General features: G+C 53.2%; 13 protein-coding genes. 7 read left to right on the top strand and 6 right to left on the bottom strand.

Going from position 1 to position 13985, the window contains the following annotated elements:
* Positions 1-19: 19 nt before the first annotated feature.
* The 5 genes from AC5S16_RS14000 to AC5S16_RS14020 all read right to left on the bottom strand — a co-directional run bounded on the left by AC5S16_RS14000 (position 20) and on the right by AC5S16_RS14020 (position 4277).
* Positions 20-1021 (bottom strand): MDR/zinc-dependent alcohol dehydrogenase-like family protein, encoded by a 1002-nt coding sequence (locus AC5S16_RS14000; RefSeq protein WP_493930698.1) that lies wholly within the window; start codon positions 1019-1021, stop codon positions 20-22.
* 318 nt (positions 1022-1339) lie between these two features.
* The gene (locus AC5S16_RS14005) at positions 1340-1720 is read right to left on the bottom strand and encodes a hypothetical protein (protein WP_493930699.1); all 381 of its coding nucleotides are present in this window, start codon (positions 1718-1720) and stop codon (positions 1340-1342) included.
* A gap of 97 nt (positions 1721-1817) precedes the next feature.
* On the bottom strand, positions 1818-2330 hold the full coding sequence (gene nusG / locus AC5S16_RS14010; RefSeq protein WP_493930700.1) for a transcription termination/antitermination protein NusG: 513 nt from the start codon (positions 2328-2330) through the stop codon (positions 1818-1820).
* A gap of 196 nt (positions 2331-2526) precedes the next feature.
* Complete coding sequence (nusG, locus tag AC5S16_RS14015) at positions 2527-3042, bottom strand: transcription termination/antitermination protein NusG (RefSeq protein WP_493930701.1); 516 nt, start codon at positions 3040-3042, stop codon at positions 2527-2529.
* Positions 3043-3500: 458 nt separating this feature from the next.
* On the bottom strand, positions 3501-4277 hold the full coding sequence (locus AC5S16_RS14020) for a hypothetical protein (RefSeq protein ID WP_493930702.1): 777 nt from the start codon (positions 4275-4277) through the stop codon (positions 3501-3503).
* 912 nt (positions 4278-5189) lie between these two features.
* Here AC5S16_RS14020 and AC5S16_RS14025 point away from each other — a divergent pair.
* From AC5S16_RS14025 to AC5S16_RS14035, 3 genes are all read left to right on the top strand, one after another.
* Entirely contained in the window at positions 5190-5777 is a 588-nt protein-coding gene (locus AC5S16_RS14025; protein ID WP_493930703.1) for a hypothetical protein, read from the top strand.
* A gap of 312 nt (positions 5778-6089) precedes the next feature.
* Positions 6090-6719 (top strand): RNA polymerase sigma factor, encoded by a 630-nt coding sequence (locus tag AC5S16_RS14030; protein WP_493930704.1) that lies wholly within the window; start codon positions 6090-6092, stop codon positions 6717-6719.
* A 506-nt stretch (positions 6720-7225) separates the two neighbouring features.
* Positions 7226-7663 (top strand): helix-turn-helix domain-containing protein, encoded by a 438-nt coding sequence (locus AC5S16_RS14035; RefSeq protein ID WP_493930705.1) that lies wholly within the window; start codon positions 7226-7228, stop codon positions 7661-7663.
* Positions 7664-7684: 21 nt separating this feature from the next.
* Here the strand turns inward: AC5S16_RS14035 and AC5S16_RS14040 are convergent, their stop codons facing one another.
* Positions 7685-9526: an ABC transporter ATP-binding protein gene (locus tag AC5S16_RS14040; RefSeq protein WP_493930706.1), complete on the bottom strand. Its 1842-nt coding sequence runs from the start codon at positions 9524-9526 to the stop codon at positions 7685-7687.
* 414 nt (positions 9527-9940) lie between these two features.
* Between AC5S16_RS14040 and AC5S16_RS14045 the strand changes: the two genes are divergently transcribed.
* The 4 genes from AC5S16_RS14045 to AC5S16_RS14060 all read left to right on the top strand — a co-directional run bounded on the left by AC5S16_RS14045 (position 9941) and on the right by AC5S16_RS14060 (position 13979).
* The gene (locus AC5S16_RS14045; RefSeq protein ID WP_493930707.1) at positions 9941-10195 is read left to right on the top strand and encodes a PqqD family protein; all 255 of its coding nucleotides are present in this window, start codon (positions 9941-9943) and stop codon (positions 10193-10195) included.
* A gap of 145 nt (positions 10196-10340) precedes the next feature.
* Positions 10341-11597, top strand: a complete 1257-nt coding sequence (locus tag AC5S16_RS14050; protein WP_493930708.1) for a hypothetical protein — start codon at positions 10341-10343, stop codon at positions 11595-11597.
* Complete coding sequence (locus tag AC5S16_RS14055) at positions 11594-13621, top strand: prolyl oligopeptidase family serine peptidase (RefSeq protein WP_493930709.1); 2028 nt, start codon at positions 11594-11596, stop codon at positions 13619-13621. The genes AC5S16_RS14050 and AC5S16_RS14055 overlap by 4 nt, the downstream gene beginning before the upstream one ends.
* Positions 13602-13979: a lasso peptide biosynthesis B2 protein gene (locus tag AC5S16_RS14060; protein WP_493930710.1), complete on the top strand. Its 378-nt coding sequence runs from the start codon at positions 13602-13604 to the stop codon at positions 13977-13979. Before AC5S16_RS14055 ends, AC5S16_RS14060 begins: the two co-directional genes overlap by 20 nt.
* The last annotated feature ends 6 nt before the right edge of the window (positions 13980-13985 follow it).

Below are 13985 nucleotides of genomic sequence, written 5' to 3' on the forward strand. Positions count from 1 at the left end.
CGCACTCTGCAAAGTAAGGCTAAGCGGGGTTAATCGAATAGATCGGGAAATAACCCACATCCCCCCTCAGAAATCGATCGGAAAGGGTAGGAACGTCTTCAAATGGTACTGGTGCCTCTTCGAGAATCGGCATCCAGGCATTGTCTTCGCCATACTGCATTGCTGCCTTGGCTTGATTGCGCGTTGCATAATGCGTGTGGATGTGTTGATGCCGCGCAATACACTCCGACGATCGAAGGAATCGGGTGGGCATTCCTTCTTTCCAACCAGCTGTGGTGATGATGCCTTCTCTACTCAGCGCCTTCAGCGTTGCACGCAGGACGGGCGTACCAAGATAATCCACAAATATTTGCACCATCTCAGAGCAGGTGCGTTTCTCAACCTGATCAAGAAATGCGCGCTCGGTCCGTTCATATTCTCGCCTGTACGCTGGATCCGACACACGGGCATCATCAAACAGTGGCAGAGGTATATTTCGTCGGTCCAGAGGCTCGATACCCAACGCTGCAATCGTCTGAAGCCTACGATCATCGCCGGAGACCATAACGGTCTTACATCCTGCTCGCACGGCCAGACTTAATTCGGCAAGGGTAGTGCCACCGCTCCACCCCCAAACATTGGGGGTTGGAGAGTCGCTTGTAGGGACAAGAAGGCGGAACGTCGCAAACGCGAGCTCCCAATTCGACCACGCCGTGACATATCTGACAGCAAATGCGGCCCATTGGGCCAGTGAGTATCTGCTCGACTCGGGAATGAGCAGAAGTTCATGCTCTTTCGCAATGATCTTTGTGCTGAGGCATCCCATCGTATAGGGCGCATCGTAAGCAAATATCTTGTCCGGATATCCCCATCGGTCAACCACCGAGGCGGCAACAATCATCGCATAGTCACCTTCTTTCAGCGACTTTACATCGGATCCAGGCTTTAGAACACGAACAACGCCAGCATTTCCAAGAACGACTCGCGGCTCACGTCTTAGATGGCACACGTCAATGGGTTTTCTCATGATTGCATGCGCCATATTTCCTTCCCAGCAGCCAAAAATCGGCTCGGCAAGTACATCTTTGGGCCCCGGAGAAGGAAGCTCATGCGACTCCAACCGCAGCGTAGCGTGTTTCCCGTTCTCTCCACGACTTCCAGCATAGAGAAACCATGCTTTGCAATTAATCCCCACAAAATGCTCCTGGTTCCTACATCGTTGAAGTGTGCCCGGCACAGGTTATCCGGCTCGGATTGATCGGTTGTCGAAGGAGTCTTTAGGAAACGTCTGGGGATGTCGTTGAACCGAACGCAAATTGTGTTGCCATCCTCCCAGCTTTGGCTTCAGTGCGCTGCTGTATCAACTGTCCAAAATCTTGGGAACTCTAGTTATGCCTTCCCGTACTCTTCTTGCCTCTTCCGCTGATACAGCAATTGGCCCAATGGGTATATTGGCGGTCAGAGCCGCTTTTGGCTGTTTGACGGCGGTTGCGGTAGAAACAGCGCTCTTTTTCTTTTCCTTTGCGGGCACGCTTCCCCCATAAGACCCTCGGCGCTGGACTTTTCGTCGAACCGAGGTAGGCTGATACGGCAAATGCATATTAGTCAGTGCAGGATCCAGCGCGGACTCAATCTGTCTCGATGATTCAGGAATAATAGGTACCCCAACGAGCAGGGAACGCATTTCCTGCAAGAAAGAAAGCTCCCGATCAATCAACGAGATGATGTGATCGTTAGACATCACTATTCTCCCGCCGGAGAAAGGAAGGACCCGTTCAATGACGAATCCACAAACTTCTATCGCCGTGCGCGTTTTCCTTTCACTGGTCCACGCGACGTCATTGACTCGATCCAGGAAGTACAGGGATCCATTCGGGGCGAATTGAAACGGCAAAAGAATATCGCAGTCCTGGTAAAGAGACGACGAACTTATAGCCCATGCCGTCGCTCAGAACTGAGCCGGGCATTCCCGCCAGCGGACCATCAATCAGAGTAACCTCACGACTGTAGTGTTGATAGCCACAAGATTCGAAAGGCAATGAAATATCTGAGAGCAATTGGAGGATATCCATTTCTCTTTTCTCGATCGGTGTAGGATATTTACCATTTCCCACGATCCGAATCACGCCGGGGACTAAATACAGGTTGGGGCCAAGCATCAAGTCAAAAAAACAAAAAACATATCCTGGAATTAAGACTTTTGTTTTCTTCCCATGGAGCGCTGTTTGCGCCGAGAGAGATTTGGGCACATATTCCGTAATGTCAAGTATCCGTAGCCGTGACGCAACCAAGGCTTCGTGGTTCGGACGGACTTGAAGGGCATACCAATGGGCGCCAGACTGAATCGTCATCTCTCCACCGATCTGCTTCGCGATCTGGGCCTCGACAGCGTGGATCCAACCCCTACCTGCTTAGGACCAGAAGCAGCGACCACTTCTGAGTGCTGTCTCCCATTTCAATCAAAAGAAAAATGACCAGCCAAATGCACCACTAGAGAAATGAAGCTCTGAGCTCGATTCTGCAACGGCGTACAGAAGCACTCCTCCATTATGAAGCGAGATGAACTGCAGAAAGCTCAGATGTTGAAATGTCAATGGAAATTGACTTCATGATCAAGTCAACCGAAATAACCAAGCGATCCCTCTTCTTGAGGCGCGTGACGATTCCCGTGACACCGGACAATGGCCCCTGCGCGATCTGCACTTTCTGGCCAAGTGATACATAGGGCACCGGGCATAAATCTCTTCCGGAATCAAGGACTCGCCGCAAGGAAAGGATTTCGTCATCAGGTATCGGATGCGCTTTACCGCCGAAGCTCACAATGCGGTATACGCCTTGGATATTGAGCACGGTTCCGAACAATGATCTCTTCGTCTTGCAGAACAGGTATCCTGGGAATAATGGCAACGTCAGAATCTTTGTTCGATCCGACCATCGCCGCGCGGATTGGACTGTGGGAAGGAAGTGTTCTTGCCCTTTGATCTCTAGTTGCAGAGCAACAGAGTGTTCATGTTGAGGCATTACTTGAACAGCAAACCACTGGAGTTTTTCTTCGGGCAACATGACGCTGCAGTCCCTCTCCCTACAACTCCGAAGTCCTTAATGCTTAGAGCAAGACGTCTCATTGTTGTAAAAGAACACAGGCTATCGCCAGTCTGGCCACCGAGGCCTCTTCCCTTACAAAAGACAGTCATTAGTTCAAGCCCGAGAAGTATGGCAGAAGAGGTTTTTCTGCGCGAGTAACAATTCAAAAGTTACTGTTACACATTGTCCTAAGCTAATACTGGAGCAAACGTCCAAGCGTCAACCGTGAAGGTCGCACGATCTACACGATGTCCGATATCGAATGCCATGTGTCGCTTATATCTTTTGGATCTCGACCCAAATGCAACTAGCTTGCGTCAGAGGCATGCAAGCATTCCGTAATAAGGATCGAAGCATCGCAGTAGCTACTCTGTAACTGTTAAAGTTTGAAGGAAAGGTTAATGTAGGCCCTGCCTCTCCAATCAGCGATACCGATCTCATCTGGCCTTCTTGATTTCATGGATAAGAGCGCGAGCGATCTCCGAAGATGTGGCCATCAGACTCTCTGCGGTTGCAGCAAAGTGATCTGACCAAAGGTTGTGGCCTCTTGCGGTATCGGATAGATGGACGATGAGATCACACTTGTCCACCAGAGTCGTGACGACTCCTTCGACAATGAATTGTGCGCCGAACCGCTGCCCGACAAGTCGAGCATCAAGGGATGGATCAAGATGTGCAGCAGAAATGCGAGACGTGACACAGATGCCCGGAGCTTGCGTCAGCAAATACATGAGCTCGTCGGCAAAAGCAAATGCATACGGAGTTTCTTGCATCGTGCCGCCCCTGACTTCAAATGGAACGACCATGACTAAGATATTTTCGAAGTCTGTCGCTGTTAGGGCGTTAGGAGGATGGTGTGAAGGCGCTCGCGCTACCGGTATGTATGTGCCCCGGGGAATGTCGATGCGGAGAATATCTCGGATTCCTTCCTCCAGATAATAGCGTGTCAGGAGCTTACGGAGGCGTGAAACGTGAACCCGAACGATAGGATCGAGCGCTGACTCAAAGGATGGGCCTCGTCCAAATACTGCTAACGCCAGGTTATAACCGTCGAGTAGGTCCACTTCGCCAGCGAGCCAATGAATGATGATGTATTCAAGCAGGCGTCTTAGGCGCGACGATCTCGAAAACAATTTACTTTGAAGAACTCGATGAAGTTCTTCCTCGATCATCACCGGGTTATGGTCGAATCGCGCTGGTTCTGGTAGCTCCACGCCGACTCCTTGAACCGGCTTTCTCTCTGACGCCACAGGTCCATCTCTGGCCAACGCGATAGGGACAGTGTGAGAACGCGGTAAAACTCGATCTGAGGTGGGAACGCCCGATGAGTTGTCGGGTCGTCCGAACCCAGCGGGGTCCTTCCGACTTTCAGCATCGGCAAAGCGGTGGTCGGGTCGTTTCGCAAGCTTTAACACCTCGCCTCCAACAGACACTTGTTCAGGACAACGCGAAAGTGGCGCTCGGCGGTGCTTCCCGACACACGATCTCGAGAAGCCAACCCCTGCCCACCGGCTGTGGTCATGGCCTGTTAACAAGCAAACTCTGGGAAACCTGCCTCAGAGCAGGTACAGTACAAGGTTTAACTGCATCCTTCAGTCTCCTCAGGTTGCGCGCTGGTACTTACTCGCCATACATTTCAACGCCCTGAGCTTGTTGACGCTGCAAAAGCGCCAATCTGACCAAGAATGAGCGGAGTTTTACATACCTCGCAAGACCATGCAAGGAAACTTGAGACGCAAAGCCCGACAACGTGGAAATAAAGAGGATATGGCCGAAGCCGTCATCGTGTGGTGCTTATAAGCAACACCATCGATGCTGCAGGCAGATTGGCTCCGTTGAGAATGGTCTCAGGAATCCGGTACACAAAACCTTCTTCCATGGGGGTGTTCAAGTTAGCGGAACTGCAGGGGAAGGACGGGAGACCTTGGACCCGCTAGCAACATATGCATGTTGGCGAGGTCGATGAATTCCGTCGGTTACGCCTTACTGTCCTTCAAGCCACCAGCCAGCGCACCATACTTCCGGGCGCCAAGGAAGCGAAAACGCTGACAAGATATATATGTGAAGGGTGCGAAGTTCCAGTTGAAGAGAAGTTCCATCCGAGCAGATGCCTGAATTAGAATCGGATGCGCGGCAGAGGCACCCGCGATCACTCCATGTCTCGAAACCTCTGGTTTTTTGCGGAACTGACGGTCTTGTTAGGCTTCCTGATATCGCTGGTGGTATATGCGATGAAGCGTCGACGGAAGCGTGTGACAATGACCCTACCGGAACTGCTGAACAAACTTCAACCCCTTAGCAAAGTCGGCCTGGAGGTCGTGGCCGGAGACCTGCTCGAACCAACTCCCGACAAGATCGACCTTCGGAGCGAGGTTCGGTTGGGACGCACCATCACCTGGGAACTGGTGGGAGGATGGGAGGGCCTGAAGATCATAGAGCAAAATGCCGAGATTCTCGTGGATGTGGCATTTTATCTTCAACAGTGGAGTACCGAGGCAATTGAAGTAACAGAGCATTTTCGGATGAGCGCACAGGATATTCGCAGGGAGGTTCGGCAACTGAAACGATCACTGCGCCATGACAAGGCGGACATCTCCGTTCCTTTGCGTCTGCAGCGTATCGCCGGGTCATACTTTCTGATGACACGAAGGCTTATTGCCCTCGTCGCAATCAGCAATTCTGCCCTGCTACCGCAGCTCCGCGATGCGCTTTGAGGCTTCGAAATGAGTCAAGCCGGGCTTCTCTGGAGCGTCTGTTGCTTATAAGCAACAGACACTCCAGATAGTTGCTTACAAGCAACGGAAACAAAACCCTTTGAGATGAGGGTCTTTTTCGATTGTTTCACTGCGTCGTTTCCGCGATGTAATATGTTTTCTTCTCCGAGAACGATTCCCCTGAAACGCTGAAATACCGACTTTCACTATCAAGAACAATCTGTTCTCGAATTGAACTGGGACCCGGCATCAGAGAAGTGGCTATCCTGCGCTATCTGCTCGAGGCCCCGTTTGCCTTTGCGGCGGTTTTCTATGGATTACGCGGACCTGTCTGCCTTGGATCTCGCTCTAGCATGTTGCGATGCGACCAACGAAGACGCATGGATTGAGTTTTATCGGCGCTATCACCGGAACATGACGGCAGTTGCATCGTCGATCGCCTCGTCGCATAACCAGCACTCAGTCTTTCTGCATGACGAAATCGTGCAGGAGATTTATGTGCGCATCTTTCGCAATGATTATAGGTATCTTCGGAATTTTCGACCTCGAAGTGAGGAGGAGGCAGAAGTCCTCCTCCGCGATCTGGCCGCCAAGACTACGCGCACCTTCTTTCGTGACGCGAGACGAAAGAAGCGCTTTGAGGGCACAAGAATTGACGGTGTGGACCTTGACGACATGGATGTGCCTCTTTCAGGATCCGAAGCGGAAGAGGACCTGAATCAAAGAATTTTAGTGCAGGATCTGCTCAAACGCCTGTCCTGCACACTTCGATCGTCCAAGAACGGACAGCGGGATGAACTGGTCTTTCGGCTTCGGTTCCGGGAAGGACTGTCCATTAGGGAAATCGCTGAGCTTCCCGACGTCCGCTTGAGCGTGCGTGGAGTGGAAGGTTCGATTCGACGTTCTATTTCGCGACTACGCACCATTTTCGCAGCCAAATAAGCCATCCAAAAAAAAATTACAAAAGTTCGGCGGGTTTTCCCTGCAAACGGAGATTTATATCAGTAGAGGACTGTTGTGCGACTCCCGATTTACTGAGAGGGCCCTGCAATAGCTACCGTGGGGATCGTCCAGTAGGAGGTTCTGACCCCCCGTGATCGACGGATGGTAGCGATACCACCTGCCACTGTTCGAAGAGTGAGGCCAGAATTCTCTGAGCGCTGTTTGAACCGTTCGTTCGAGGCGAGCAGACGTACATGCCAAAGGACATGCGCGCTGCTCATGTTTCATCCGGAATCTGCTCAAGGATCGAATCGATGGTTTTGGTCCCTCGTTGTTGGCTAAAGACATGGCGTCCGTCTCGGATTGTTCTCCCCGAAGTCAGATGCGGATTCGTCATGTCATATCCCATATGGTTTCAACAGCAGCGCGCCCGCACCTCGCAACGCGCCGAGGCATGAGTTCGAGCTATGTCCGGCAAGAGGCGAAAGGAGCTCTCTGGAAAAGAAATGGAAGCGATCAGCAGAATCGAAGTTTGGATGTCCTCATATCGAAATGGCCTGGTGCCTGGAAGTGTCGCGGATCGCGCAGCCCTGATCAATGGCATCCTTGACGACTATCACGGTAGTAATCGCATCCGGCTTGAGTGTATCTGCCCGGCCTTGGGCTGCGCTATGCGCTCACTTCAACGCGAGTTCAAGGCTCGTTATGGCGAATCGATGTATAAGCGCCAGGATTCCCTCCGTTTGGCGCGGACCATTTGGTGCATGAAGGCAGAACCGGGACAGAAGTTGTCCGCACTCGCTTTCGATATGGGATACGACCGGTTGAGCGAATTTAGTCGCTATTTTCGCAAGCGAACCGGGTACAAGCCGCACGACTACATCGAAAAGATAATCTTGGGTCACGATTCCGATGAGAACGACACCCCGTCCGAGAACTCCTGAAGTCTCCAATGGAAGCGGCAATCATTGACGGCTGCCTCTAACCGGGCCATCTGGAACTTGAAGCTGGTCGATAATCGAGTTGATGCGATCCAGGAAAGTCAAATGAGTTTCTTCCTCGCCTTGTGCTAGAAGAAGACGATAGTGACTGCATTCCGCATAGAGATTCTGATGGTTCCCCTGAGCAATCAGTAGCCCATTCTCCAGCACCAAAAAACGATCTATCCAGTTCAAGGCTTTGACGCGGTGCGAGATCACAATGAGAGTCAGATCGGGACGTAACCGTCGTATGGATTGCAGCACGCTGGTTTCCGTCGGTGCGTCCAAAGCAGCCGTGGATTCATCGAGCACGAGAACAGCTGCATCCCGCACGAGTGCGCGCGCAATCGCAAGCCTTTGTTGTTCCCCTCCGGACAGGCCCGCCGCGCCGGCATAGAGCCGATGGTCGAGACCACGTTTGAGACGAGCAACGACGGACTCGAGACGAGTGGCCACCAACACTTCGTCGATTGTGCTTTGAGCGACGCTCGCTCTCCCACAAAGAATATTTTCGCGAATGGTTCCTTCAAAAAGCGTGGGAGCCTGGGGCACATAGCAGATGCTTCTACGGAGGCTGGCTAGTGAATAGTCCGCAACCGGTCGGCCATCGATCAGTAGGGAGCCACTGGATGGATCGGCCAAGCGCACGAAGAGCCTGGCCAACGAAGATTTGCCAGAGCCGCTCATGCCGACAATGGCGACGATCTCACCTGGATGGATATCGAGAGAGATGTTGCGCAACACATAGCGGTCCGCATAGCGAAAGAAGACCTCGTTCATACGCAGTCCTGACCGCAGTCGACCGATATCCAGTGAGCAAGTGCCGGCATCGGGCACGGATGGATCTTCGTCCAATATCTCAAGAACGCGCCTTGCACTTGCCAGCATCCGCTGCGCGCGCGCATAAAGTTCCATGCCAGAGGAAACGGGTTCGAAGATGCGAGTGATGTAGGCGTAAAACGCTACAACTGTACCGAGAGTGAGTTCCTGTTCAGCAAACTCATGGATCCCGACCTCTTGAGCAACGAGGATCGCCAGGGCGAGCACACAACTGATGGCTATTGTAAAGCTGATTTCGGTACGACGCTGTTGCCACTGCGCCTCTACGACTTCGGCCCAGGAAACCACGCTATCCGCGATTCTTGCATTAGTGGCGCCGAGCAGCTGCAATTGGACGACGCCTCCAAGATGCTCTGTGATGCGTCCAATTGCCCAACCGGTTCCTTCTTGTGCCTCTCTTGCGCGATCTTGAATCCGCGACCTGAACCTTCGTCTAACCATATAGAACACCGGCAGTAGCGGCAATAGTGTCAAGGTCATTCCCGCGCTCAGCCGAAGCATGACGACTAGGTTGAGACAAAACAACACCGATGACCGGACAATCATGTTGGCAGCATCAGAACCGAATTGTGCGATCTGCTCAACATCAGTATTAAAGCGGCTTAGTTTGTCGCCCAACACTGTTTTCTCATGCCAGTCCGCAGAGAGTCGCGTCATGTGTTGAAGCAACTCGCGGCGAAGATCCTGTCCCACGGCTTGAGTAACGCGGAAACTCCACAGCATACCCTTCCCAGATAGGGCCGCGCGAACTGCAAAGCACAAAGCGATTAGCGCGCCAATGACGGCGGCTTCCACATAATGGTGGTTTGGAAATGAACGGTCGATGACGTACTTCATCAAGAGAGGATCGAGTGTCGCAACAATTCCAGCGGCGACGATTAGCCCAAGCGAACCAACCACCCTCGGCGTATACGGACGTATATGCAACAAGAGCCATCTTGTTTCCTTCATGCGGCTGCCGATCTTAGGTGCTGATGTATGATCCATAGGAAAAATTTCAGAACGATGGGGAGAGGAGCCTTTCCGCTCTCGCGAGCATCGATGAATGCCATGGTGTGCTCTGGCCTTGTCCACACTTTAGCGCTGGTTTGGGTGGCTATTGATACTTGCCGTGTCTTTTGTCGGGGATTGCGTCTCATTTCCTCTTGCAAGGATGATTCGCGAGTGGCACACTCCTTTCCACAGCTGGATCGGTAGTGTCTGAGGTTTAATCAAATACCGCCGCACCTCACGAAGTGACTTCGCCGGCATTTCTGAAAAACTCCCAGCACATTGCACCCTCATAGCTGCGGCCAGTCGACTCGCCCGTTGGCGTCAGAGCGGATCTTCGCATATCTGCAAGATCCGAAGAAACGCACGAATCTGTCTTGCTCTTCCCAGCTGCCAGAAGGAGAAGGCAATATGCCGACACCGAAACCTCATCTTCGATTCCTCGTGACAAAAGAGGGTGCGATGATTCTCGACATTCCAGCCGACGAACTGACGACGCTTAACGAGTCGGGAGGCTATGTCTGGGCACAACTAAAAGAAGGCAAGAGTGTAGAGGAAATTATCGACGACATTTCAGAGTCGACGAGCCATGATCGCGCGGTAGTCGCCGCCGACGTGCGAGAGTTCGTCGATCAATTGACGGTAAGACGGTTAGTAACAATGTAGCTTTATAGCTTTCTAAAGCGAAGTGTCCATGACGACTGCCTTAGAAAACCACGCAGAGATGATCGAGTACAGGGTCGCGCTTCTCGATTCGGCATCAGACAGGCTGGTGGTTGAGCCAGATCGCGGAACCTTCAGACTACCTCGATTGAAAATCCCTAAATGGACCCGAATCGCCGAAGAAATCAATCGCGCCGTGTTTCGGGAGTGGAACCTTAACTCTTTTGTGCTCGACTTTCTGCAGCCACCAGCGGCAGGCTCGCCCTGTGCAGTTGGGGAACTACTCACCCCATTCCAGATAACAACCGCAAACCAGCTCGAAGCAAAAGACCTCAAGGAAGTTGATGCGTCAGACCTTACCGCCAGCGAAGGTGACTTTCTGTCCAAGATGATAGCTGGCGAAAATCCGTCCTCTGGGCCCTTCTCTCGTCGGGGCTGGCTGAGGGAGGCTAAAGCCTGGATTAAAGACTGTATCCCTGGACGAAACATTGAGTTTACCGATGACGTACAGCAGTACAACGCAAGTGACTCGTTCGCTCTTCTACGACTCAATGCTACGGATGGCAGTTCCTATTGGCTCAAGGCAACAGGTAAGCCGAATGAACATGAATGCTCACTCACGGTTGGGATTGCAGAGATTTTTCCAGCTCTGCTTCCGAGAGTCGTCGCGATGCGAGAAGACTGGAATGCGTGGATTACAGAAGACATAGGAATGTCTCTCAACGGAACCAGAGATCTGGGGCTGGTGACAGGCGCTGTAAGAGCGCTGGCGGACTTGCAGATCGAAAGTATCAAGTACATTTCCTGCATTGGGGCGGCCGGTGCTATGAATCGTCCCCTCAGTAGTCTCCAATTCGATCTTCCAGAGATGTTCTCTTTCCTTGAAGAAGCAATGGCGAAGCAATCATCAACAAAGGTCAAGCCGCTGGCTCCATCGAGGCTACACGAAATTAGGAGTGTCGTAGACGAAGCCTGCTCTGAGATGGAGCAACTTAAGATTCCCGACACTTTGGTGAATGGGGACATCAATCTCGACAACATCCTGTTTGATGGCATTGGGTATCGCTTCATCGATTGGGCCGAGGGCGGGATCGGCAGTCCATTCCTGACCTTGCAGCAGCTTATCCAGCACGTCATCCGCGACGGGGAGCACGAGGAGTGGGTTCCAGCTCTTTGTGGAACCTACCGCGCGAAATGGCTTCCTCTGATCGATAGTTGCGCGATCGACAGGGCCATCTCACTCATGCCTCTGCTTACGATGGCGGACTACCTGCATGGCCGGGGAGACTGGTTGCATTCCGAACGGCGCGACCAACCGGCATTTCAGAGCTTCGCGCGCACGTTGGCGCGGTGCATGGATCGTGCCGCCGCGGAGCTCATATCCGGGGAGGCTCTTTCATCATGAGCGGTATGACGGGCGTCACCGAGATCATTCACGGCGTGGAGGTCCAGGATCCATATCGCTGGCTCGAAAGGCGTAAGTTGCCGGAGACAGAGGCTTGGCTGCGCCGACAGCGCAACATCTGCGATGAATATTTCTTAAGGAGCCATCGATATCACTCTCTCCTGCGAACTATCCGTGCGACGCTCTCGGTCGACCTTATCGATCAGGCAGCTCGTGTCGGCGGATATCTATTTCTCAGAAAGCAAGGACGGGCTGAGGAACAGGCTTCGATTCGAGTATGCACTGACAACGGCGCAGCAGAGAGGGTCTTGGTGGGGCCCGATGCGCTTGGCTCCGGAATCTCCGTTGAAATCCTGCACATCTCTCGTGATGCTTCATTCCTTGCTTACGGGGTTCGGTCCAGTGGCACGGATGCCTTGGAGGTACATGTTGTTGACGTGCGGTCGGGCATCATTCTGCCGGACCATCTTCCATTAGGGTACGGACGCGGCTTTAGGTTCGACCGACAAGGATTGGGTTTCTATTACGCGATGGAGCCTATTCAGCGGACGGATTCACTCTCCATTCGCCACCACCGTTTTGGTACAGAGCTTGCGGAAGATACCGTGCTCTTTACAATTCCATGGGAAGCACGGAGCCGCCTGATCCTCCTTGGAAATGACAGTATGCTTGGCGCACTGGTAACCAACTCTGTCAGCGAGGAGATGGCGCAGGCTCTGTTCGTCATGAAAGATGCGCCTCTTGACCCCTGGAAGCCTGTCTGCGAACACCTGAAGAAAGCGGTCACACCCTTGATCGCTCATGGGAGGATGTTCCTGATCGAACGAGACGACCCGCGGAGTGGAAGGGTCCTCGAACTCTGCGATGGACATGAAACTCAACGCGTGGTTGTTCCCGAGAGACCGGGCCGAATCCGGAGATGCGCCGTCACTGATGGCGGCCTCGTTGTTAGCTATGTTGATCATGGGCTGACAAGGGTCGAGCATTGGTCCACCGACGGAGAGTTCATCGGAGATTATCGCCTTCCCGGTACAGGATCCATTGAGGTGCTGCCGACACTCGCGGAGAAGGTATCCTCCATATTCTTCCTTCATGAGAGCTACACAGAAGCTCCGACCCTGTGGGAGATCAACCTTGGGATGGGCGCGTCAGGCGTAGCCACACCGCTCAGCCATTCCGAGGAAAACCTTTCAGCTACCATTCGCGAATTCCGCTACTCCTCTCTCGACGGAACAAATGTTCCGATGACTCTCATCGAGCCCCAAGGAGACGGTCAATCGGGTATTCGTCCGGTTGTCCTTGTGGGATACGGCGGTTTCGGGGCCGCCGAGAAACCGCGCTTTTCCCGGTTCACCAAGGTCATGCTCGAGTTCGGAGTAACCGTTGCCAGAGCAGGCATCCGGGGTGGATCCGAGTTCGGTGAGGAATGGCACCAGGCGGCGGTCGGAAGGAAGCGGCAAACATCGATCGATGACTTCGTGGCAGCCGCCGAGTGGCTTCAGTCTGAAGGCATCACCGACGAGCAGCACCTCGCAATCATGGGAAGCTCCAATGGCGGCCTCTTAGTCGCCGCGGCTGCGGTCCAGCGACCTGAACTGTTCAAGGCCGTGGTATGCACGGGACCTCTCACCGATATGGTGCGCTATGAGCATTTTGACCGGGCGGCGAAGTGGAGGTCCGAATATGGTACGTGGGAAGATCTCGAAGACTTCCGAGCTCTGTTGTCTTATTCGCCTTACCACAATGTCAAGGACATGGTTGATTATCCATCGATGCTCGTGGTCTCTGGCGATGCGGACGATCGTTGCAACCCTGCCCATGCAAGAAAGATCGTCGCGGCGCTTCAGGAGCGGGTTGGACAGAGGCACCCGATCCTGTTGGACTACGCCGAAAACTGGGGTCATGTTCCCACCCTTACCCTCACTGAGCGTGTTCACTTGCTCGCGCGAAAGATTGCGTTCCTCTGTGAGCAACTCGATGTGACCGACGAAGGAGGTGCTCGTCATGGCGTACCTGTTCTTTAGAAGCTACTTCATGCTGATGGCTGTCGGTTTCGCGGTACGGAGGGGCGGCTTGAAGAAAGCATACGGGATCGTTCACAGGAGCAAGACCAGGCAGATTGCCGAGGACTGCAGAATTCCGTATGAGCGAGTTTGCCGGGCCATGGACCTCGCTTGTGTCTTCTATCCTAAGACGGTTCTTTGCCTTCAGAGGTCGGTGGCTTGCGTCAGTGTTCTTCGCAGCTATGGGTGGCCCGCGGAGTTCGTGACGGGCTGTTCCATCGGCACCTTCGAGAACCACGCCTGGGCGGAGCTGAACGGTGCCGTCATCAACGATAAGCCCTACATGCTTGAGATGTACCAGGTCCTTGACCGCTGCTGAGGCGCT

This window comes from Acidobacterium sp. FHG110202_01 (assembly GCF_059115305.1).

Bases quoted from the DNA above. Each gene is read 5' to 3' on its own strand.
- AC5S16_RS14000 (WP_493930698.1), bottom strand. From the start codon at position 1,021: ATGGCGCATGCAATCATGAGAAAACCCATTGACGTGTGCCATCTAAGA.
- AC5S16_RS14035 (WP_493930705.1), top strand. From the start codon at position 7,226: ATGGAAGCGATCAGCAGAATCGAAGTTTGGATGTCCTCATATCGAAAT.
- nusG (WP_493930701.1), bottom strand. From the start codon at position 3,042: ATGTTGCCCGAAGAAAAACTCCAGTGGTTTGCTGTTCAAGTAATGCCT.
- AC5S16_RS14055 (WP_493930709.1), top strand. From the start codon at position 11,594: ATGAGCGGTATGACGGGCGTCACCGAGATCATTCACGGCGTGGAGGTC.
- AC5S16_RS14040 (WP_493930706.1), bottom strand. From the start codon at position 9,526: ATGGATCATACATCAGCACCTAAGATCGGCAGCCGCATGAAGGAAACA.
- AC5S16_RS14060 (WP_493930710.1), top strand. From the start codon at position 13,602: ATGGCGTACCTGTTCTTTAGAAGCTACTTCATGCTGATGGCTGTCGGT.
- AC5S16_RS14005 (WP_493930699.1), bottom strand. From the start codon at position 1,720: ATGTCTAACGATCACATCATCTCGTTGATTGATCGGGAGCTTTCTTTC.
- AC5S16_RS14045 (WP_493930707.1), top strand. From the start codon at position 9,941: ATGCCGACACCGAAACCTCATCTTCGATTCCTCGTGACAAAAGAGGGT.
- AC5S16_RS14030 (WP_493930704.1), top strand. From the start codon at position 6,090: ATGGATTACGCGGACCTGTCTGCCTTGGATCTCGCTCTAGCATGTTGC.
- nusG (WP_493930700.1), bottom strand. From the start codon at position 2,330: ATGACGATTCAGTCTGGCGCCCATTGGTATGCCCTTCAAGTCCGTCCG.
- AC5S16_RS14025 (WP_493930703.1), top strand. From the start codon at position 5,190: ATGCGCGGCAGAGGCACCCGCGATCACTCCATGTCTCGAAACCTCTGG.